The following is a 19,447-nucleotide window of genomic DNA, read 5'->3' as shown; positions in this document are numbered from 1 at the left end:
CGCCATTCCCAGCGTCCCAATCACAACCGCAGCTGCGCCGGTGAAGGGCGTTCTAAGTAATACAAACAATTCCCGCAAGCAGAAAATGAAGGGAAAGGCGAAAAAAGACCTAAAGAAGTTTATTATTATTTATTAACAACGCATTAGATCGGGTTAACGCCTCAAAAAACCCGATCCCGGCGCGAGATTTCCAGAAAAGATCCCCGTTTGCCGACTTCCTCACCGACTCATCTGCGGTTCACACAGAGTCGACCCGCTGAAATCGGCCAATCAGACCCGGAATCGGAAGGCGCAGAGCCAGCAGCGTCAGAATGGTGATCAGATAGGCCAATGGTTCAATCTGGAACCCCTTCGCCAACATGACATAGTGCAATCCACCGAGCACCGCTGCCAGATAGACAAGCCGGTGTAACTTGCGCCAGCGCGAACCCAGCCTGCGCACGGACCAATTATTTGAAGTTGCGGCCAGTGGCACAAGCAACAAAAAGCCCGCCATCCCGACCGTGATATAGGGACGTTTCAGGATGTCCGCCCAGATCTGGGTGGGAGACTGAACGTCGAGAACCAACCAAACCAACAGATGCAGGCTGACGTATACAAAAACCAGAACGCCAAATGCGCGGCGGAACTTCATCAGATTCAACCGGGCATACCTGCGCAACGGGGTGATCGCGAGGCTCACGATCAATAGTTGAAGGGCAAGCTCTCCATATCTGTGTTCAAGCGCCTCGATAGGTTCAACACCCAGCCCTCCGGTCAGGCCAAGGTAAAACAACCAAGGGGCCGGAAGGACCCCCAGCAGATAAACCGCCCAGACCGGTACTTGATGCAATATCCGGTTCACGACCTGCATGACGTTAGTAGTTTTGTGCCAGATCCATGCCTTCGTAAAGGCCTGCGACCTCGTCTTCGTACCCATTGAACATCAGGGTCGGTACACGCTTGGCAAACAGGCCACCGCCGATCACCCGCTCGGACGCCTGCGACCAGCGAGGGTGATCCACGGTTGGATTCACATTGCTGTAGAACCCGTATTCCCGCGGGTTGGACATGTTCCAGCTGGTCGGCGGTTCGTCCTCGGTCAGGGTGATGCGGACGATGGACTTGATCGATTTGAAACCATATTTCCACGGCACCACAAGCCGCAGGGGCGCGCCGTTCTGGTTTGGTATCGGACGATCATAGATGCCTGTCGCCATGATAGTCAGAGGATGCATCGCCTCATCCAGGCGCAGGCCTTCGCGATAGGGCCATTCCAGAATCGGGAATTGTACACCTGGCATCTCATCCGGGATCAGCGCAGTTTCGAAGGCGACGTATTTGGCCCCCTCTTGTACACCGGCCATATTCAGCAGATCGGCCAGTTCGAACCCGTTCCAGGGGATCACCATCGACCATGCCTCGACACAACGAAAACGATAGATGCGCTCTTCGACCGTCATTTCGGACATCACGTCCTTGAAATCATACTCTCCGGGGCGATCGACCAGACCGTCTATCTTGATGCTCCAAGGTTCGGTTGTCAGAGCGCCGGCGTATTTTGCGGGATCATCCTTGCGAGTACCAAACTCGTAATAGTTGTTGTACGAGGTAATCTCTTCCCAGGTATTCGGCTCTGGCAGTTCCTGCGCCCTGCCCGGTTTTGCCAACCCGATCAGCCCGACACCCGCCATCCCGGCCATCAACTGGCGCCGGTTCAGGAACGCCGCCCTTGGGGTGACGTCGGCATGTGTCAAAGTGTTGGTCCAGCGATGCGCCATTTGGGTCTCCGTTATCAGTCCACCCCAGACATGAGGTAATCCGCTCTTAGCACAGGGCAAAGGCAACATGCGTAACGATTGAGAGACGAGATTGTAACGAAAGCCGTGGGAAAGCCCTTGTTGCGGCGATTGCTGCATTTCGATCCCAAATTGACACATTACCGCTCTGCTTTTGCCAACATCTTTGGAAACAACGGGACGAAATAGAGCACTTTGTCACCCTTAGTCACGTCGAACGATCAAGCAGAGACAGTCCATTGCTATTTGCGCAAGCCTTTCCTTTGTCTTTCTCCATATTCTGGCGTCTCGCCATGGTCACGCCAGTCATGTTGATCGGCCTGACGATCTATGCCCTTGTCGGAACTCTGCTGGGGTTTCTGGTCGGGCTTCTGATCCCGGCGCTATCCTTCATCGCGATATTTCTGATCATGGCGTCCTCGACTGTCATTCCGACCCTGATCGGGACGCGGTTGGGGCTTCAGGCCAAAGAGATCCGGCCCAGCATTAAAATCTGGGGACTGGTTGTCCCTGCGATGGTCTATGGCGCGGTCGAGGGGGTCAGCATGACCCTGATCATGGGCCTTATGATCGCCCTTTCTCTGCTGGTCACGTCGCCGGATATTTCGATTTTGAATGAAGCCACCGATCTGATGGGCCAATATCTGGATCCATCGCTGGCGCTGCCGGGGTTTGCAGCCCTTGTGGCCGTGTTCCTGTCCATATGCTCGATCAGGGCCAGCCTGCTTGTGCCCATCACATCCGCGTCGATCGGGCACGACCCCGATGGCCTGACCTATACGCCATTCCGGCATTTCAGGGCTTCTTTTGGTCCGCTCTTCGCGCTGACCGTCCTCAGTTATGTGGGAATGGTCATACTGCATGGCATATTGATCGCGCTGATCCTTATGTCGGGCTATGCCATGGCCCTGCAGGCGGATATGCAAGCGCTCAGCAACATGGTATACGGTCGCGCGCCCATCCGGTTCCTCTGGTCGCCGCTTGTCCTGTTTGCCATCTATACGTTGATCGGGATCTGGGCATATAGTCTGCAATGCGCCGGAGGCGTTTTGGGCTATCTCAAATTGATGGATGGACCGGACCAAACGCCCATGCCCAACCGGCCCCGGCCGCAGCCGACCGCGCCACCCATTGCCAAGTCGGGCCCCAAACTGTCTTCAGACGACTTGCGGGCTTTGCGCAAAAGCAGGCAAGCCACCGGCGTTTGACCACAACTGACAGGAACCAAGCGGTGATACTCAGAGGGCTGACATTTACATGCGCGCTGATAGCTTCGCCTGCCATGGCTGATCTGATGTCGTGCCAACACCTGCACAAAACCGCGCCACAGGTGCTGAGCGGTTTGAACCAGGTCGCGTCCTCGGAGTTCGAAGAAGAACACCCCGGATACGGCTATTCAAGAAGCTTTGCGGATTCTTCATCCAAGCTGACGCTCTTCTTCTATGACAATCAACATGAGATCATTTCACCTGATCTCGCGCTGGAGAGTTTCAAGCAATCCGCGCGGGACATTGCAATCCTTGCCGACCGCAGAGACGCGGAACTGGATGAGTTCAACGCCTACCGAATATCCGATGCATCGCAATTACTGCCGCTACGGGCCGAGGCCATATCCTCGGACGGGTTTTCCGAATTGCTTGCGTTGGGGGTTGTCGACAACTGCATCGTCAAGCTGCGGTTCACCGCACGGTTTTCGCTGGATGAGGCCAAAAAGCAGGTACAGCTAATTGCCGATGTTCTAAACAAAGGCTTGCCGCGGTCAAATTGAAAGGCCCGCCGTCGGGGCGAGCCTTTCCCATTCTCTCACATTGCGATCAGTGCACAACCGCATCATCAGGCCGTGGGCGGTCTGATGTGCCCAACCTGTCGCCGATGATCAAGCCATCAGCCCCGGCGGTCACAGGAACAGTTTCGCCGTCCTTGATTTCTCCGGCCAGCAAGGCCTCGGCCAGCGGGTTCTGCAAGGCACGCTGGATCACGCGCTTCAGCGGACGGGCCCCAAAGACCGGGTCATAGCCTTCGTTGGCCAGCCACTCCTTGGCACCATCATCCAAAGCCAGCTCGATCTTGCGGGCGGCTAGACGCTTCTGCAGACGCGCCATCTGGATATCGACGATACCATCCATATCGGCCCGCTTGAGACGGTCAAAGATGATGGTCTCGTCCAGACGGTTCAGGAATTCGGGCCGGAAATGCGCCCGGACCGCATCCATCACATCGCGCCGCGCCTGCGCGCTGTCCGCGCCTTCGGGCAATTGGCTGAGCGCCTGCGACCCAAGGTTCGACGTCAGGATAATCAGCGTCTGCTTGAAGTCCACGGTACGGCCCTGACCATCGGTCAGAACGCCATCGTCGAGAACCTGCAACAGCACGTTGAACACATCCGGGTGCGCCTTTTCGACTTCATCGAACAGCACAACCTGATAGGGCCTGCGCCGCACGGCTTCGGTCAGCACACCGCCCTCGTCATAACCGACATAGCCCGGAGGGGCACCGATCAGACGGGCGACCGCGTGTTTCTCCATGAACTCGGACATGTCGATACGCACCATCGCGTTGTCGTCGTCGAACAGAAAATTCGCCACGGCCTTGGTCAGTTCGGTCTTACCCACGCCGGTCGGGCCGAGGAACAGGAACGAGCCCAGAGGCCGGTTCTCATCGTTCAGGCCCGCACGCGCACGGCGCACGGCGTTGGCAACAGCGGTCACCGCTGCATCCTGACCGATCACGCGGGAATGCAGGTCGTCTTCCATCCGCAGCAACTTCTCGCGCTCGCCTTCCAGCATCTTCGAGGTCGGGATACCCGTCCAACGCTCAACAACGCTGGCGATCTGTTCCGGGCGCACCGTTTCCTCGGCCATCATGGCGTTGCTTTCGGCGTTTTCGGCCTCGGTCAGCTTTTTTTCAAGCTCGGGGATGACGCCGTAGGACAGCTCACCTGCCTTGGCCAGATTGCCTTCGCGTTTGGCGATCTCCAAATCGGCGCGGGCTTTGTCGAGCTGTTCTTTCAGATCTCGTGCACCCGCGAGTTTGTCGCGTTCGGCCTGCCATTGAGCGGTCATCTCAGCGGATTGCTCCTGCAGATCGGCCAGATCCTTTTGCAAGGTGTCCAGACGATCTTTCGATGCCGCGTCATCCTCAAGCTTCAGCGCCTCTTCCTCGATCTGCATCTGCAGGATCTGGCGATCCAGCTGATCGAGTTCTTCGGGCTTGGAATCCACCTCCATCCGCAAACGCGACGCCGCCTCATCGACTAGGTCGATGGCTTTGTCAGGCAGGAACCGGTCGGTGATATAGCGGTGCGACAGCGTCGCCGCCGACACCAACGCCGAGTCCGAAATCCGCACGCCGTGGTGCAACTCGTACTTTTCCTTGATGCCGCGCAGGATGCTGATCGTGTCCTCGACCGTTGGCTCGGCCACGACAACAGGCTGGAACCGGCGCGCAAGAGCTGCGTCTTTTTCGACGTATTTGCGATACTCATCCAGCGTGGTCGCGCCAATACAATGCAACTCACCCCGAGCAAGCGCAGGCTTGATCAGGTTGGCGGCATCCATCGCACCATCGGACTTACCGGCACCCACCAGCGTGTGCATCTCGTCGATAAACAGGATGATCTCACCGGCGGCCTCGGTAACCTCGGTCAGAACGGCCTTGAGGCGTTCTTCAAACTCACCGCGGTATTTCGCACCCGCGATCAAAGCACCCATATCCAGCGCCAGCAGCTTTTTGTCTTTCAGCGATTCTGGCACGTCACCGTTGATGATGCGCAGGGCCATGCCCTCGGCAATCGCGGTCTTACCAACGCCGGGTTCCCCGATCAAAACCGGGTTATTTTTAGTCCGGCGCGACAGAACCTGCATCGAGCGGCGGATTTCCTCATCCCGCCCGATGATCGGGTCGATCTTGCCCTCAGCCGCAGCCTCGGTCAGATCGCGCGCATACTTCTTGAGGGCGTCATACCCCTCTTCCGCCGAAGCCGTGTCAGCGGTGCGACCCTTGCGGATATCGTTGATCGCCTCGTTCAGTTTCTGGGCTGATACGGCACCGGCCTCCAAAGCGTCTTTGGCTTTGGATTTCACCATGCACAGCGCCATCAGCACCCGTTCAACCGGCACAAAGCTGTCACCTGCCTTGGTAGCAATTTTCTCGGCCTCGGCAAAAACCTTGGCTGTCTGGCCATCCATGTAGATCTGGCCCGCATCGCCGCTGACCTTGGGGATTTTCCCCATCGCGGCATCCAGCGCCTCGACCACACGGTTCGGCGCGCCACCTGCGCGTGTGATCAGATTGCTTGCCAGCCCCTGATCGTCATCCATCAATGCCTTAAGTATATGTGTAGGCTCCAGCCTCTGGTGCCCCTCGCGCAGCGCAATGGTCTGCGCTGCCTGCACGAAACCCCGTGCCCGCTCGGTGAACTTGTTCAAGTCCATAGCATTCTCCTTTTCTTAAGCGCCCTAGTGAGACATGCCCGCTTGGCAGCGCATGTCAGATTGGGCCTCACATTCAATTTGGGTAATATTGCCCCCTATTCAAGAGGGTCGGCAGCATAATCCACGACTATCTGCGGGGAACTGTGTAGACCGTGTAACCGCCTGTTTCTGCAAGTTCTCGCGCGCCGTACATATCCAGCAATGACTGCGCCGCACCGCCGCCCGTGGGGCAGGAAACCAGATCAGCGGCATCATCCAGAAAATCGATGGTAAACGCCGTTTCTCCGGTCAGTTGGCAATCGTCATCGGTAGATCGATAGCCGCCCACAAACCGCAGATCGTCATTTGGGGCGATAACCGGGGGAACCGCTGTCTCGGAGGGCGTTTCCTGACAGGCGGTCAGGGCGAGGCAACATGCAAATATCTTTCTCATTACTGTCCCTTTCAAAGAATGCCACGACATTAGCACAAGGCACACGCGTCATGCATAGACAGCGCGCCCCGAACCCGTTAGGACGCAGACGTTTGCCAAAAAAACAGGAGCCTTCCACATGTCCGATGATCGCCTGATCGTAGCCCTTGACGTTCCGAACGCCCTACAGGGGCTGGCCATGGCCGAGAGACTGGGAGAGGCCGTCTCGTTCTATAAGATCGGGTTGGGAATGCTGACGGGCGGAGGACTTGCGCTGGCCAATGAGCTGAAACAAGATCATGGCAAGCGTATCTTTCTGGACATGAAACTGTTTGACATCGGCAACACCGTGGAAAATGCGGTGCGCGGATTGGCGCAATTCGATCTGGATTTTCTGACCGTGCATGGTGACCCGCACGTGGTTCGGGCTGCAAAAGAAGGTGCGTCGGGCAAGGACTTGAAGATATTGGCCGTCACAATCCTGACCTCACTGAATCGCGACGATCTGGATGCGAGCCTGCTGAAAGAAGGTGAAGTGCAAGAGTTGGTGGTTGAACGCGCCGCGCGCGCGCTCGAGGCGGGTGCGGACGGCGTTATTGCCAGTCCGCAAGAGGCCGCATTGATCCGCGCCTTGCCGCAGGCGCAAGGCCGTCTGATCGTGACGCCCGGCGTCCGGCCCGCGGGGGCCGAGCTTGGTGACCAGAAACGCGTCGCGACGCCCGCCAACGCCATTGCCAATGGCGCGGATCACGTTGTGGTTGGCCGTCCGATCTATCAGGCCAAAGACCCCAGCGCCGCTGCACAGGCGATTCTGGAGGAGCTTTCTTCGCCTCAGGCGAAGACTCCCAATCGGGCCTGATCTCAGAATTCTTGTGGTGTTAATTTCTTTGGCACCGATGTCAGAAATCCCCGAAGCGATCCTAAAACGGCACAGCTTCGCGCAGCAAGCAGTTGACCTTGCGTCAATTTTTGTCCTTCCCGCGCCAATTTGTCCCTGTGCCTGAAATCACACATGCAAACAATGAGTTTTGCGAAGCGACGGTTGTTTCTATCGAAATTACTGATTTTACGCGATTCTGGGCCCGGAATACTCCCCAACGGGCCATGTCTTCCTGAGGCCCGTTACCTCCCCCCGCCCTCTTGCGGGGGGTCTTCTTTTCGGATCAAATCCATCTCAAGTCAGGTCTTTGAACACCTTGGAAGGCTGTTATAAGAAAAGACCAAATTGACCGCGTGACGCGGAGGATGTGGATGCCCGGTCTTTGTCGTGATTGCCTGACCAGTTTGACGGATGAAAGACGCTGCCCATCCTGTGGCAGCCCACGTGTGAAATCCCATCCTGAATTGTTCAGCTTGACCATCGCACATATGGATTGCGATGCCTTCTATGCCTCGGTTGAAAAGCGCGACAATCCAGATTTGGCCGACAAACCTGTGATCATCGGCGGCGGCAAGCGCGGAGTGGTTTCGACTGCATGTTATGTTGCGCGTATTCGCGGTGTGCGCTCGGCGATGCCGATGTTCAAAGCGCTGGCGCTATGCCCGGATGCAGTGGTGATCAAACCCCGCATGTCCGTTTACGCGGACGTATCACGATCAATTCGCGCGATGATGGACGAGTTGACGCCGGTTGTGGAACCGCTGTCTCTGGACGAGGCGTTCATGGACATGTCCGGTACCGAACGCCTGCATGGCGCACCGCCTGCGGTAATGCTCGCACGGCTGATCAAACGTATGAAGGATGAGTTGGGTCTGACCGGGTCGATCGGACTAAGTCACAACAAGTTTTTGGCCAAGGTGGCCTCAGACCTCGACAAACCGCGTGGATTTTCAGTGATCGGTCAGGCCGAAACGTCAGCGTTTTTGCACGACAAACCAGTGCGTCTGATCTGGGGGATTGGTCCCGCAGCACAGGATTCGCTGGATCGTGCGGGTATTCGCACGTTTTCCGACCTGTTGCGCTGGGATCAAGAGGCGCTGACGGCGCGTTTCGGGTCGATGGGTTATCGCCTCTGGCATCTGGCGCGCGGGCAGGACAAACGACGCGTCTCGGCGCACGAGCCAATGAAATCCATCAGCAACGAAACGACATTTTTCGAAGATACCGTCAGCACAGATATTCTGGACGGGCATATTTGGCGCATGTCTGAAAAAGTCGCTGATCGTGCCAAGGCCAAAGGGTTGGCCGGGCGGGTTGTGACGCTAAAGCTGAAACGGGCAAACCACAAAATCATTACGCGCCGGGTATCGCTGCGGGATCCAACGCAGATCGCTGACCGCATCTATCGCACGGCGCGTGGGTTGTTTGATCAGGTTGGCGATCAAGGCCCCTATCGATTGCTGGGATGTGGATTATCGGATTTGTGTTCCGAAGATCAGGCAGATATTTCGGGCGACCTACTGGACCCCGACGCCGCGCGCCGGTCGCAGGCCGAAAAAGCAACCGATGCAATCCGAAAGCGGTTCGGTCGTGACGCGATCTTAAAGGGCCGCGCGTTGCGGTAGGGTGTTACTCGGCTGCCAACCGAGTAGGTTGCGCGCCGATTTCGGCGATGTCCGCAACAACTCGATCCAGAAGCGCGCGGAAAGCTTCGAAATTCTCGTTCGGCTCGATCCGTTCTTCATTCATATACAGCGAGCGGTCGATTTCGATCTGGACCGCATGCTGATACCGGCCCGGACGACCGTAGGTCTGGGTGACATAAGCGCCCGCAAACGGGGTGTTTCGCGCCACGTTCAAACCGGCCGAGGCAAAGGCGGCCTCAATCTGATCCACGATCACCCCCGAGGCTGAGGCCCCGAACCGATCGCCCAGCACAACATCAGGGCGCCTGGATTTTGCAGTGCTGGCCATCGCAACTGCCTCATGCGGCATCGAATGACAATCGATCAGAATCGCCTGCCCGAATTTCTCGTGCGATTCGGCCAGCAGCGACTTCAGGCGCATGTGATAGGGACGCCAATATGTATCGATCCGCAGCCGCGCGTCATCCATGGTCAGTTTGCCGTGATAGATTGAGCGCCCGTTGGCCACCACGCGGGGGATCACGCCAAGGCCTGAGGCAACACGCGGATTGTGTCCCTGCCTGCGTGCACCCAGAATAAGCGCCGGGTCAAGTTCGTCAGCACTGCGGTTCAGGTCCAGATAGGCCCGCGGCATCGCGGCTTTCAGAAATGGCGCACCATTTGGGGCCGCACTGCGAAACAGTTGATCCACAAATGCGTCCTCAGAAGAGCGAATCACATTGCGGTTCAGAACCGTGCGCCTCAGAAACGCATCCGGATAGTCCCGACCGCTATGCGGCGACGCAAAAATCACGCACGAGGTGCGGTTTTCGGGCATTTCCAGATCATAGGCGGCGGTCGGCATGTTTGCTCCTTGTTCGGGTTCAACATAGACCGGAAAATAGTTCTTCCAAACCCCTTGATCCCCCTAACGACTCCTTTTATAGAGCCCGCTACCGGCGCGGGGTTCCGCGCCCCATTTCGTTATGGGGCTGGGCACGCAAAGGTAAGTGGGCGGTTAGCTCAGCGGTAGAGCACTTCGTTGACATCGAAGGGGTCACAAGTTCGATCCTTGTACCGCCCACCATGATTTCACTGTTCCGGGTTACCGGAACACCCGAGTAACCCAGGCGCTGGCCACGTCCTTGATGAAGGCGCCGCAAACAGGAGACAGACCCATGAAGGTCAAGAACTCGCTCCGCTCGCTCAAGAACCGGCACCGTGATTGCCGCGTTGTGCGTCGCAAAGGCCGCGTCTACGTGATCAACAAGACGCAGCGCAAGTTCAAAGCTCGCCAGGGCTGAGAACGACAAATAGCTGACTTAAAAAACCGCGCCTTCGGGCGCGGTTTTTTTATGGCACCGCCCAAGCGTCAGTACGTCATCCCCGCATGGATCAATATCCCGGCAACCATCAACAGATTGAGCACCATCGAAATCCCGTTGCCCACATAAATCGGTAGCTTTCCCACAACCAGCCCGTAGGTGAACCAAAGCAGCGAAAGCAGCGCATAAAGCGACCAAGACAGCAGCGACTGACCACTCGCGTGATGAGAATGCGTGAAATACAGCTTCACAAGTTGCGGCAGCGTGGCAAAGGGCCCCACTACGCCGACAAACACCATGAACCCTTCAAAACGGGCCATCCAATGCCCAAGGTTGGACTTTTCAAGTTTTTCGGCCAGCGTTTCTGCCATCGTGCATTCCCCAAAACCCAAAACGTTCACGACCAACACCCGGTGCCGCAGGGCGCGTCTTTAACTTATGCGTTTTGTCACGTCGAACCAATATCAGGCAAGAGCAACCTGCAAAACCGAGGCCGGTTTACCCGCGGAACGCAGAATATGATTTTTTCAGGCCGGTTTCTCTTGCATTGCGCTTCGATTTCGTTAATTGAGTAAAATTATCAGGAATAGCCTTTTGGGCTTAACACAACACTGGAAAAATTCATGCTGAAGTCCACGACCTGCATTGCCACCTTCCTTTCGGCGCTGATCGCCACATCGGCCGCCGCCGAAGGTGAACTGAACCTTTACTCTTCACGCCACTACGACACCGACGAAAATCTGTATGGGGATTTCGAAAAGGCAACAGGCATCACCATCAACCGCATCGAGGGCAAGGCGGACGAGTTGATCGCACGTATGGAGGCAGAAGGCGCGAACTCGCCAGCTGATATTCTGCTGACCGTCGATACATCGCGTCTGGCCCGCGCCAAGAACGCAGGTATCCTGCAACCGATCGAAAGCGACGTTCTGGAAGACCGCATTCCGTCCAACCTTCAGGACAATGACAACCAGTGGTTCGGCTTCTCACAGCGCGGGCGCATCATTTTCTTCGACAAGGAATCTGTTGCCAACCCGCCCGCCACCTATACCGATCTGGCCAACCCCGAATACAAGGGAATGGTCTGCATCCGGTCGTCTAGTAACACCTATAACCAGACTCTGCTGGCCGCGATCATCACACACGAGGGGCGCGATGCTGCCAAAGCCTGGGCTGAAGGCATCGTTGCAAACATGGCGCGCGAACCGCAGGGCGGCGACACCGACCAGCTGCGCGGCATCGTCTCGGGCGAGTGCGACATTGCCGTCTCGAACACGTACTACTTTGCCCGCGCGATCCGCAAAGACGTCAAGGGGCTGTCGGACGAGCGTGACAAGGTAGGTTTCGTGTTTCCAAACCAGGACAGCTATGGCGCACATATGAACCTGTCAGGCGCGGGCGTGGCCGCAAATGCGCCGAACAAGGAAAACGCCATCCTGTTTCTGGAATATCTCGCAAGCGACAGCGCGCAGGAATATTTTTCCGCAGGCAATGACGAATTCCCGGCAGTATCCGGTGTCGAACTTGCGGATTCGGTCAAACAGCTGGGTGAGTTCAAGGCCGACGATGTGAATCTGTCAGAGGTTGCCTCGAACCTTCCTGAAGCTCAGAAAATCTTTAACGAGGTTGGCTGGAAATAGTCCCGCTTGCATCGGACCATGTAAAAGGCGCAGAGTTTTCTGCGCCTTTTTTTGTTGTATGGCACTTATTTTATGCATAATTTCCCATTATCGGTAATGATTCTCATATATGATCTATGCTTGATGACTTCTCAACCCGCCTTGCTTCGCGGCTAAGTGAGCTGCGCAAATCCCGCGGTTGGTCTCTGGATCAGCTTGCAGGCAACAGTGGCATCAGCCGGGCCACGCTGTCGCGCATGGAGAAGGGCGAGGTCAGCCCGACTGCGGAAAACCTTGGGCGTTTATGTGCTGCATTTGGGCTTCCGACATCCCGGTTGCTGATGATGGTCGAAGACAGCTTTGCCCCGCGCGTACCTTTCGAGCGACAGCCCGAATGGCGCGATCCTGAAACCGGGTTCACGCGCAGGTCGGTTTCACCCCCCGCACCGGGTCTAAGCGGAGAGGTGCTGGAAGGACATCTGCCGCCCAGCGCGGTGATCTCATACGAAACGCCCCCCAAAGCGGGGCAGGAACATCACCTGATCATGCTGGACGGGTCGCTGACGCTGACAGTGGACGGCACCGCCCATACCCTGAGCGGTGGGGATTGCCTGCGCTATCACCTGTCCGGCCCGACGCGCTTCGAAACCTCAAAAACGCGTGGCGCAAGATATATGCTGGTGCTTATATGATCACACGCCTGACCGATCAGACTTTCGAACATGCGCTGGATGACCTGACCGACATCCTGCACGGATGCGTCCACACCGGGGCAAGCATCGGCTTTGTGCTGCCCTATTCATCCGATCACGCGCGCAGCTATTGGCAAGACAAGGTCCGCCCGGCACTGCGCACAGGGGCACTGGATCTGTTCGCGGCCTATGATGGCGGGCGCATTCTGGGAACTGTCCAATTGATCCCTGCGCAGATGCCCAACCAACCGCATCGGGCGGATGTTGCAAAACTGCTGGTACACCGCGATGCCCGACGCCGCGGCCTTGGCCGCGCACTGATGCACGCGCTGCTGAACCGCGCGTCTGAACGGGGAAAAACCCTTCTGGTGCTCGACACGCGCAGTTCGGACCCCTCGCGCCTGCTTTACCAGAGCCTGGGATTTGAAATCGCCGGAGAGATTCCGAATTACTGCCGGAATCCTTTTAACGGCCGGCTAGAGCCCACGACGTATATGTTCAAAGATACCGGCTGATACCGTTTCCCTAAACGTCAATGTCCAGCGCCAGCGCGTGAATGCGCGGAACCACATCGCCAAGTGCGGCATGAACCGCCCGATGACGCGCTATACGCGACTGGCCTTCAAACGCTGCCGATCTGATCCGCACGTTGAAATGGCTCTCTCCGCCTTCGCGAAACCCCGCATGTCCGCGATGGCTTTCGCTGTCGTCGATTACCTCCAACTCACGCGGGTCAAATTCCGCCTGCAGACGGGTCCGGATTTCATTGCTCATGGTCATTTTTTTTGCCCTGCGGCAAATTTTTTGCCGCTTCCCTCTTCTACTCTCAGGCCCTTACGTTAAACTGCTGCCTCCGAGTCGAAAAGACGCGTTCGCAGGAGCAGGCCGATGGTAAAATCAGACCCGTTTGGATTCGATATGTCCGTATCCAGCGCAAAGAAAAAGAAACCGCGCGGGCGCCGGGGCATGTCGGGCGCGTCCGAGACCTCGACCCGAATCTGTGACCATGAAGGGTGCGAAGAAGCGGGCAAATTCCGTGCCCCCAAAGCCCCTGACGTGCTGGATGATTTCTTCTGGTTCTGCCAGCAGCACGTGCGCGAATATAACCAGAAATGGAATTTCTTTGACGGCACCACCGAGGCCGAACTGAACGCGCAGCGATCCAAGGACAAGGTTTGGGAGCGTGAAACCAAACCTATGGGCGACCCCGAGGCACGTGCCTGGGCCCGCCTTGGCATCGAGGACCCGCATCAGGTGCTGGGCGAAAACGCCACCAAGAACCCCGGTCGCGCCAATTCCGGCGGCCGCCGCCTGCCCCCAACTGAACGCCGTGCGATCGAAATCCTCGAAGCGCAGGACAGCTGGTCCAAGGCCGAGATTCGCAAGGCCTACAAGAAGCTGATCAAGGTGCTGCACCCGGACATGAACGGCGGCGACCGGTCGCAGGAAGAGCAACTGCAAGAAGTCGTCTGGGCCTGGGATCAGATCAAGGACAGCCGGAGTTTTAAGTAGCGCTCGGCAAAAGGCGATGCATGCTGCGGACCATTGGCAGTTCCCGCACGAGCGCCGCATATTTGAATTTTGCTGCCAGTCTGGTTAGGCTGAACCGTTATGTTCAAGCTCAGATTTCTGACTCAGGATAGGTGCTCGTCTCTGCTGTACTCGTGCAGGACATTCCGCCGACGACTTGGCGTAGTTTTTCTATCTGCGCTTTTGGACCTTGTGCCCGTCGGCGCAGTCGCGAGTGAATGCCTGACACTGACGCTGGACAGCAATTTCGTGATTGGCGACATTCCCGGAGACGCACCAGCCGAAGGCTATGTCTGTTACGACGTTTTTGTCCCGCAAGGCCAGAATATGAGCATCGAAGTGGCCAGTGGCCGGAATGTAGCGGTCACAGTTCCAGGATATTACGACGCACGCAGTGACCGTATGTTCATTGGCGATTTGCCTGGCCATTTGGAAATCCGCGTCTTTCAGGTGCTGCGCGCCGTTCAGCCGCAACCGTTTAAGATCAGGTTAAGGTTTGAAGCGCCGGGCAATGGCTAATCGCGCAATATTGGGAATTCTCGCACCAGCTATTTAGATGAACCTCTTTCCCTTGCCCTTAGCCGCAATATGTTGCACCACACACGAGGTTCAAACCCGGTGAGCGGGCCAAAGGATAAGGACAAGGCGCATGGCTGACGGATCGATCGACATCAACGCGAAACCCACCGAAGAGATTTCTGTCCGCGAAGTTTTCGGCATTGACAGCGATATGGCGGTCAAGGGCTTTGCCGAGCGCAGCGACCGTGTGCCCGTGATCGACCCGACCTACAAGTTCGACCCTGAAACCACGCTCGCGATTCTAGCGGGCTTTACGCATAACCGACGTGTGATGATCCAGGGCTATCACGGTACGGGTAAGTCGACCCATATCGAACAGGTTGCCGCGCGTCTGAACTGGCCTGCGGTGCGGGTCAATCTGGACAGCCATATCAGCCGGATCGACCTGATCGGCAAGGACGCGATCAAGCTGCGCGACGGCAAGCAGGTGACCGAATTTCACGAAGGCATTCTGCCCTGGGCCCTGCGCAACCCTGTTGCCATCGTGTTCGACGAATATGACGCAGGCCGCGCGGACGTGATGTTCGTGATCCAGCGTGTTTTGGAACATGACGGCAAGCTGACCCTGCTGGACCAGAACGAGATCATCACGCCGAACCCGAATTTCCGCTTGTTCGCGACCGCAAACACTGTTGGCCTAGGCGACACGACCGGGCTCTACCATGGCACGCAACAGATCAACCAGGCTCAGATGGACCGCTGGTCGCTGGTATCGACGCTGAACTACCTCAGCCATGATGCGGAAACGATGATCGTTTTGTCCAAGGCTCCGCTCTACAACACTGCCGAGGGCCGCAAGACCGTCAGCCAGATGGTCACTGTTGCCGACCTGACCCGGACAGCTTTCATGAACGGTGATCTTTCGACCGTCATGAGCCCCCGGACCGTTATCAACTGGGCTCAGAATGCTGAGATCTTCCGTAATGTGGGCTATGCGTTCCGTCTATCCTTCCTGAATAAGTGCGACGAGCTGGAGCGTCAGACCGTCGCCGAGTTCTATCAGCGCTGTTTTGATGAGGAATTGCCCGAAAGCGCGGCGTCTGCGAGCTTGGGTTAAGGCGCTGAACTGCGCCTTTTCCGGGCGCAATGCCTCCGGCAGAGGTGTTTTGGGCCAGATGAAGGGGATCCGGTTTCGCTTTGACTGACCGGATTGCTGTACAACAAAGGGCGTTTGAACATGGTGCAGAAGAACGACAATCCTGCTGATCCGTTCAAGAAGGCCTTGGCCGAGGCCACCAAAGTGATGGCCGACGACCCTGAGTTGAACGTGACCTATACGGTTGATCCGTCGGGCATGACGGGTGAGTCGATGCGTCTGCCTCAGGTTTCGCGGCGGATGACGCGGGAAGAGGTGTTGCTGGCGCGCGGCACGGCAGATGCGTTGGCGCTGCAGCGCAAATACCATGACGACGCGACACATAATCGCTATGCTCCTCCGGGCGATATGGCCCGAGACCTTTATGAGGCCATGGAAGTTGCCCGGTGCGAGGCGATGGGCGCACGTGATATGCCCGGTACCGCATCGAATATCGACGTCAAGATCGGGCATGAGGCGATCCGGCGTGGCTATGATCAATGCAAGCAGCCTGCGGATGCGCCTTTGGCGGTGGCGGCCGGCTATCTGATCCGGCATCTGGCGACGGGTCGGGATATGCCCCCGGCGGCGGAAAACGTCATGAACCTGTGGCGTGGGTTTATCGAGGAACAGGCCGGTGGCGTTCTAGAGAACCTTGATGACGTACTCGCGGATCAGGCTGAGTTTGCCAAGTTCGCGCGGCAAATGATCAAGGATCTGGGCTATGGCGACCAGCTGGGGGACGACCCGGATGAGCTGGACGACGAGCAGGAAGATCAGGCCGAGGAAGACGCCGAGGAGCAGCCCGACCCCGACAGCACTGGACAGGATGATCAGGACGAACAAGACGCAGACGCCAATCCAGAACAGACTCAGGAAGAACAGCAAGATCAGTCTCAGGCCCAGGTCTCGATGGACGAGATGGCCGAGGACGAGATGGGCGATGAGGCAGAGATGCCCGAAGGGGAGGCTCCGCTGGAGCCACCTGCCCCACCGCCCGCGTCCGAGGCGGACCCAGATTATAAGGTCTATCTGAATACCTATGACGAAGAGATTGCCGCCGAGGATCTGGCGGAACCGGCTGAGTTGGAGCGGTTGCGGGCCTATCTGGATCAACAGCTAGAACCGCTGAAAGGCGCGGTGAGCCGACTGGCGAACAAGTTGCAACGCAGGTTGCAGGCACAGCAGAACCGGAGCTGGGAATTCGACCGCGAGGAAGGCATTCTGGATGCCGGTCGTCTGGCACGGGTTGTCGCCAACCCCACCACGCCGCTTAGCTTCAAGGTCGAGAAGGACACCGAGTTTCGCGACACGGTGGTGACGCTGTTGCTGGACAATTCAGGATCGATGCGCGGGCGTCCGATCAGCATTGCCGCGATTTGCGCCGACGTTCTGGCGCGCACGCTGGAGCGCTGCAATGTGAAGGTCGAGATTCTGGGCTTTACCACGCGGGCGTGGAAAGGCGGACAAGCGCGTGAGGCGTGGCTGAATGATGGCCGACCACAGCAACCCGGGCGTCTGAATGACCTGCGCCACATCATCTACAAAGGCGCCGATGCACCCTGGCGGAGGGCGCGTCCCAATCTGGGCCTGATGATGAAAGAAGGGCTGCTGAAGGAAAACATCGACGGTGAGGCGCTGGAATGGGCGCATCGCCGGATGCTCGCCCGGCGCGAGGCGCGCAAGATTCTGATGGTGATTTCCGATGGCGCTCCGGTCGATGATTCAACGCTCAGCGTGAACCCGGCGAATTATCTCGAAAAACACCTGCGCGACGTGATCGAGATGGTGGAAAAGCGCAAAGCAGTTGAACTGTTGGCAATTGGTATCGGCCACGATGTGACCAGATACTATGACCGTGCGGTAACGATTACGGATGTCGAACAGCTGGCCGGAGCAATGACGGAACAGCTTGCCGCCCTGTTCGACAGCGATCCTCGGGCCCGGGCACGGGTGATGGGGATGAAGCGGGCGAGTTAAACCCTCTGCATGGAACGCATAAGGACCTCCGTCAGAGCTTGGAGCATGTGCTTCAGGGGTTGGGGTCGATGTCGCCTATCTGGTTCAGTCGGCCTGTGCCGATCTGCCGGGTGGCGAAGCAAAGCAGTGTCAAAGGGCGGCATCATCGGGTTCTCCTGTCTGTTGCCATCAATGTGGCAACCGCACCGCCAGCGCGCTTGAAGATGATCCTGAGAATTGCCCGAGAAACCCTTGGGACAGCCATTGAACCTTGTGGCCTTGATCGAAACGGAGTGTATTCGGCCCATGCGCTATGAGTTTGCAGAATGTGTTCTGGACGTTGACCGCCACGTATTGTTGCGCGGCGGCGAGCATGTGCCGGTCGAGCCCCAAGTCTTTGACCTGTTGGAGCTGTTGGTAGAAAATCCCGGCAGACTGGTTGCGCGGGAAGAGATTATTGAGCGGGTCTGGAATGGCCGTTTCGTCTCGGACTCGACAATCAGCGCCCGGATTGCAGCCGCTCGTAAGGCGGTGGGGGACGACGGCAAGGCACAAAGGATCATCCGCACCATCGTTCGGCGCGGGTTGCAATTGGCGGCCGAGGTGAATCGCGACAACCCATCAACGATAGATGAAACTGGCCATACGCAGCAATTGCGGTATGCGCATGGCCCTGACGGACGGGCTGTACCCTATACGCTTACTGGCAAAGGCCAGCCGGTTCTCCGTATCGGCTCGGTCATCCACGATCTCGAGGCGGAATGGCGTCTGGCGTCGGAACATACCCGGCTTTCACATATGTCGGACCGTTTTCGACTGTTGCGGTATAACAAAGACCACAACATCAGTTCGAACCAAGATCATCAGGCCGCATTCGATCAGAGAATTACCGAAATTCTAACCGTCACTCAGGCCGCAGGTTTTGAACGTTTTTCCATCATAGGCGAGTTTGGCGGTGCCTTTCCCGCCATGCATTTTGCAGCCCGACACCCCGAAAAGGTCGACAAACTGGTGATAGCCGGTGGCTGGGCCGAAGGGCGCGACCACCGATCGGATGCCGAGCTGCCGGATTCGATCCGGACCCTGATTGCTGAAGGCTGGCAAACGCCGGGCGGCGGGTACGCGATCGGTTCAACCCTCAGCTATTTCCCGGACGGACCATTGGAGGATGTTCGCGACATGGTCGCCGAAATGCAAATGCTCTATTCGCGTGAGCAAAAACTGCAATACCGCGATATCGGTAACAGCATGACGGCTCTGCATCTTTTGCCCCGGATCAAATGCCCCACCCTGGTTCTGCATGGCCGAAACACGACGGTTCACCCGCTGTCCGAGGGTCGAAAACTGGCAGCTGGTATTCCCGATGCATCACTGGTGATACTCGAAACGGCAAACCAGATTCCCCTGCCCGGAAACGCCGCATATGCAACTTACATTCGGGCGATTGAGGACTTTCTGACGGCAAAAGAATAACATCCCGCGGCGCTGGACATTTTGCGCCACAGCCCCCAGATTTCGGCGCATCCTGATCAAAGTGAGG

20 protein-coding genes and 1 tRNA gene are annotated in these 19,447 nt (G+C 57.4%); 14 read left to right on the top strand and 7 right to left on the bottom strand.

Features of this window, described 5'->3' with window-relative positions:
* Positions 1-238: 238 nt before the first annotated feature.
* The gene (msrQ, locus tag ACR0FG_RS18795; protein ID WP_170716303.1) at positions 239-853 is read right to left on the bottom strand and encodes a protein-methionine-sulfoxide reductase heme-binding subunit MsrQ; all 615 of its coding nucleotides are present in this window, start codon (positions 851-853) and stop codon (positions 239-241) included.
* Between the two features lie 4 nt (positions 854-857).
* Positions 858-1,760, bottom strand: a complete 903-nt coding sequence (msrP, locus tag ACR0FG_RS18790) for a protein-methionine-sulfoxide reductase catalytic subunit MsrP (RefSeq protein ID WP_170716305.1) — start codon at positions 1,758-1,760, stop codon at positions 858-860.
* A 311-nt stretch (positions 1,761-2,071) separates the two neighbouring features.
* Between msrP and ACR0FG_RS18785 the strand changes: the two genes are divergently transcribed.
* Together ACR0FG_RS18785 and ACR0FG_RS18780 are read left to right on the top strand one after the other, a co-directional pair.
* Complete coding sequence (locus ACR0FG_RS18785; RefSeq protein WP_480894696.1) at positions 2,072-2,986, top strand: hypothetical protein; 915 nt, start codon at positions 2,072-2,074, stop codon at positions 2,984-2,986.
* 74 nt (positions 2,987-3,060) lie between these two features.
* Positions 3,061-3,546 carry a hypothetical protein gene (locus tag ACR0FG_RS18780; RefSeq protein WP_480894694.1) on the top strand — a complete coding sequence of 162 codons (486 nt, stop codon included), beginning with the start codon at positions 3,061-3,063 and terminating at the stop codon, positions 3,544-3,546.
* A gap of 46 nt (positions 3,547-3,592) precedes the next feature.
* Here the strand turns inward: ACR0FG_RS18780 and clpB are convergent, their stop codons facing one another.
* Entirely contained in the window at positions 3,593-6,211 is a 2,619-nt protein-coding gene (gene clpB / locus ACR0FG_RS18775) for an ATP-dependent chaperone ClpB (protein WP_480894692.1), read from the bottom strand.
* A gap of 127 nt (positions 6,212-6,338) precedes the next feature.
* Complete coding sequence (locus ACR0FG_RS18770) at positions 6,339-6,644, bottom strand: hypothetical protein (RefSeq protein WP_480894690.1); 306 nt, start codon at positions 6,642-6,644, stop codon at positions 6,339-6,341.
* Between the two features lie 118 nt (positions 6,645-6,762).
* Here ACR0FG_RS18770 and pyrF point away from each other — a divergent pair, with 118 nt between their 5' ends.
* Positions 6,763-7,482, top strand: coding sequence for an orotidine-5'-phosphate decarboxylase (pyrF, locus tag ACR0FG_RS18765; protein WP_480894688.1), 720 nt, complete (start codon positions 6,763-6,765; stop codon positions 7,480-7,482).
* Between the two features lie 392 nt (positions 7,483-7,874).
* Positions 7,875-9,128, top strand: coding sequence for a DNA polymerase IV (locus tag ACR0FG_RS18760; protein ID WP_480894686.1), 1,254 nt, complete (start codon positions 7,875-7,877; stop codon positions 9,126-9,128).
* Positions 9,129-9,132: 4 nt separating this feature from the next.
* Here ACR0FG_RS18760 and ACR0FG_RS18755 read toward each other — a convergent pair whose 3' ends face one another.
* Positions 9,133-9,993, bottom strand: a complete 861-nt coding sequence (locus ACR0FG_RS18755; protein WP_170716321.1) for an N-formylglutamate amidohydrolase — start codon at positions 9,991-9,993, stop codon at positions 9,133-9,135.
* Positions 9,994-10,140: 147 nt separating this feature from the next.
* Here ACR0FG_RS18755 and ACR0FG_RS18750 point away from each other — a divergent pair.
* Positions 10,141-10,215, top strand: a tRNA-Val gene (locus tag ACR0FG_RS18750).
* A 91-nt stretch (positions 10,216-10,306) separates the two neighbouring features.
* Entirely contained in the window at positions 10,307-10,432 is a 126-nt protein-coding gene (gene ykgO, locus ACR0FG_RS18745; protein ID WP_005648635.1) for a type B 50S ribosomal protein L36, read from the top strand.
* A gap of 68 nt (positions 10,433-10,500) precedes the next feature.
* On the opposite strand, the gene ACR0FG_RS18740 is transcribed toward ykgO, so the two are convergent.
* Positions 10,501-10,824 (bottom strand): SemiSWEET transporter, encoded by a 324-nt coding sequence (locus ACR0FG_RS18740; protein WP_170716323.1) that lies wholly within the window; start codon positions 10,822-10,824, stop codon positions 10,501-10,503.
* 252 nt (positions 10,825-11,076) lie between these two features.
* On the opposite strand from ACR0FG_RS18740, the gene ACR0FG_RS18735 reads away from it, so the two are divergent.
* The 3 genes from ACR0FG_RS18735 (at position 11,077) to ACR0FG_RS18725 (ending at position 13,279) form a co-directional block, all read left to right on the top strand.
* The gene (locus tag ACR0FG_RS18735; RefSeq protein ID WP_480894684.1) at positions 11,077-12,093 is read left to right on the top strand and encodes a Fe(3+) ABC transporter substrate-binding protein; all 1,017 of its coding nucleotides are present in this window, start codon (positions 11,077-11,079) and stop codon (positions 12,091-12,093) included.
* A gap of 116 nt (positions 12,094-12,209) precedes the next feature.
* Entirely contained in the window at positions 12,210-12,764 is a 555-nt protein-coding gene (locus ACR0FG_RS18730) for a helix-turn-helix domain-containing protein (RefSeq protein ID WP_480894682.1), read from the top strand.
* On the top strand, positions 12,761-13,279 hold the full coding sequence (locus ACR0FG_RS18725; RefSeq protein ID WP_480894681.1) for an N-acetyltransferase family protein: 519 nt from the start codon (positions 12,761-12,763) through the stop codon (positions 13,277-13,279). Before ACR0FG_RS18730 ends, ACR0FG_RS18725 begins: the two co-directional genes overlap by 4 nt.
* Before the next feature lie 10 nt (positions 13,280-13,289).
* Here the strand turns inward: ACR0FG_RS18725 and ACR0FG_RS18720 are convergent, their stop codons facing one another.
* Complete coding sequence (locus ACR0FG_RS18720; protein ID WP_170716332.1) at positions 13,290-13,544, bottom strand: BolA family protein; 255 nt, start codon at positions 13,542-13,544, stop codon at positions 13,290-13,292.
* 108 nt (positions 13,545-13,652) lie between these two features.
* Here ACR0FG_RS18720 and ACR0FG_RS18715 point away from each other — a divergent pair, with 108 nt between their 5' ends.
* From ACR0FG_RS18715 to ACR0FG_RS18695, 5 genes are all read left to right on the top strand, one after another.
* Positions 13,653-14,276: a DnaJ domain-containing protein gene (locus ACR0FG_RS18715; RefSeq protein ID WP_170716335.1), complete on the top strand. Its 624-nt coding sequence runs from the start codon at positions 13,653-13,655 to the stop codon at positions 14,274-14,276.
* 210 nt (positions 14,277-14,486) lie between these two features.
* The gene (locus ACR0FG_RS18710; RefSeq protein WP_480894679.1) at positions 14,487-14,813 is read left to right on the top strand and encodes a hypothetical protein; all 327 of its coding nucleotides are present in this window, start codon (positions 14,487-14,489) and stop codon (positions 14,811-14,813) included.
* A gap of 130 nt (positions 14,814-14,943) precedes the next feature.
* Positions 14,944-15,930 (top strand): cobaltochelatase subunit CobS, encoded by a 987-nt coding sequence (cobS, locus tag ACR0FG_RS18705; protein ID WP_480894677.1) that lies wholly within the window; start codon positions 14,944-14,946, stop codon positions 15,928-15,930.
* Positions 15,931-16,050: 120 nt separating this feature from the next.
* A complete protein-coding gene (cobT, locus tag ACR0FG_RS18700) occupies positions 16,051-17,928 on the top strand; it encodes a cobaltochelatase subunit CobT (protein ID WP_170716341.1) in 1,878 nt (625 codons plus the stop codon).
* Between the two features lie 285 nt (positions 17,929-18,213).
* Positions 18,214-19,380 carry an alpha/beta hydrolase gene (locus tag ACR0FG_RS18695; protein ID WP_480894675.1) on the top strand — a complete coding sequence of 389 codons (1,167 nt, stop codon included), beginning with the start codon at positions 18,214-18,216 and terminating at the stop codon, positions 19,378-19,380.
* The last annotated feature ends 67 nt before the right edge of the window (positions 19,381-19,447 follow it).

The organism is Ruegeria sp. E1 (assembly GCF_056534225.1).
Note: the sequence above shows the minus strand (reverse complement) of the source record. Positions and strands in the feature narration are given on the sequence as shown.

Excerpts from the sequence above, each read along its gene's own strand:
- ACR0FG_RS18730 (WP_480894682.1), top strand. The coding sequence starts at position 12,210 with ATGCTTGATGACTTCTCAACCCGCCTTGCTTCGCGGCTAAGTGAGCTG.
- ACR0FG_RS18785 (WP_480894696.1), top strand. The coding sequence starts at position 2,072 with ATGGTCACGCCAGTCATGTTGATCGGCCTGACGATCTATGCCCTTGTC.
- cobS (WP_480894677.1), top strand. The coding sequence starts at position 14,944 with ATGGCTGACGGATCGATCGACATCAACGCGAAACCCACCGAAGAGATT.
- ACR0FG_RS18695 (WP_480894675.1), top strand. The coding sequence starts at position 18,214 with ATGCGCTATGAGTTTGCAGAATGTGTTCTGGACGTTGACCGCCACGTA.
- msrP (WP_170716305.1), bottom strand. The coding sequence starts at position 1,760 with ATGGCGCATCGCTGGACCAACACTTTGACACATGCCGACGTCACCCCA.
- ACR0FG_RS18755 (WP_170716321.1), bottom strand. The coding sequence starts at position 9,993 with ATGCCGACCGCCGCCTATGATCTGGAAATGCCCGAAAACCGCACCTCG.
- ykgO (WP_005648635.1), top strand. The coding sequence starts at position 10,307 with ATGAAGGTCAAGAACTCGCTCCGCTCGCTCAAGAACCGGCACCGTGAT.
- ACR0FG_RS18720 (WP_170716332.1), bottom strand. The coding sequence starts at position 13,544 with ATGACCATGAGCAATGAAATCCGGACCCGTCTGCAGGCGGAATTTGAC.
- ACR0FG_RS18760 (WP_480894686.1), top strand. The coding sequence starts at position 7,875 with ATGCCCGGTCTTTGTCGTGATTGCCTGACCAGTTTGACGGATGAAAGA.
- ACR0FG_RS18740 (WP_170716323.1), bottom strand. The coding sequence starts at position 10,824 with ATGGCAGAAACGCTGGCCGAAAAACTTGAAAAGTCCAACCTTGGGCAT.
- pyrF (WP_480894688.1), top strand. The coding sequence starts at position 6,763 with ATGTCCGATGATCGCCTGATCGTAGCCCTTGACGTTCCGAACGCCCTA.
- msrQ (WP_170716303.1), bottom strand. The coding sequence starts at position 853 with ATGCAGGTCGTGAACCGGATATTGCATCAAGTACCGGTCTGGGCGGTT.
- ACR0FG_RS18780 (WP_480894694.1), top strand. The coding sequence starts at position 3,061 with ATGGCTGATCTGATGTCGTGCCAACACCTGCACAAAACCGCGCCACAG.
- ACR0FG_RS18735 (WP_480894684.1), top strand. The coding sequence starts at position 11,077 with ATGCTGAAGTCCACGACCTGCATTGCCACCTTCCTTTCGGCGCTGATC.
- ACR0FG_RS18725 (WP_480894681.1), top strand. The coding sequence starts at position 12,761 with ATGATCACACGCCTGACCGATCAGACTTTCGAACATGCGCTGGATGAC.
- ACR0FG_RS18715 (WP_170716335.1), top strand. The coding sequence starts at position 13,653 with ATGGTAAAATCAGACCCGTTTGGATTCGATATGTCCGTATCCAGCGCA.
- ACR0FG_RS18770 (WP_480894690.1), bottom strand. The coding sequence starts at position 6,644 with ATGAGAAAGATATTTGCATGTTGCCTCGCCCTGACCGCCTGTCAGGAA.
- cobT (WP_170716341.1), top strand. The coding sequence starts at position 16,051 with ATGGTGCAGAAGAACGACAATCCTGCTGATCCGTTCAAGAAGGCCTTG.
- clpB (WP_480894692.1), bottom strand. The coding sequence starts at position 6,211 with ATGGACTTGAACAAGTTCACCGAGCGGGCACGGGGTTTCGTGCAGGCA.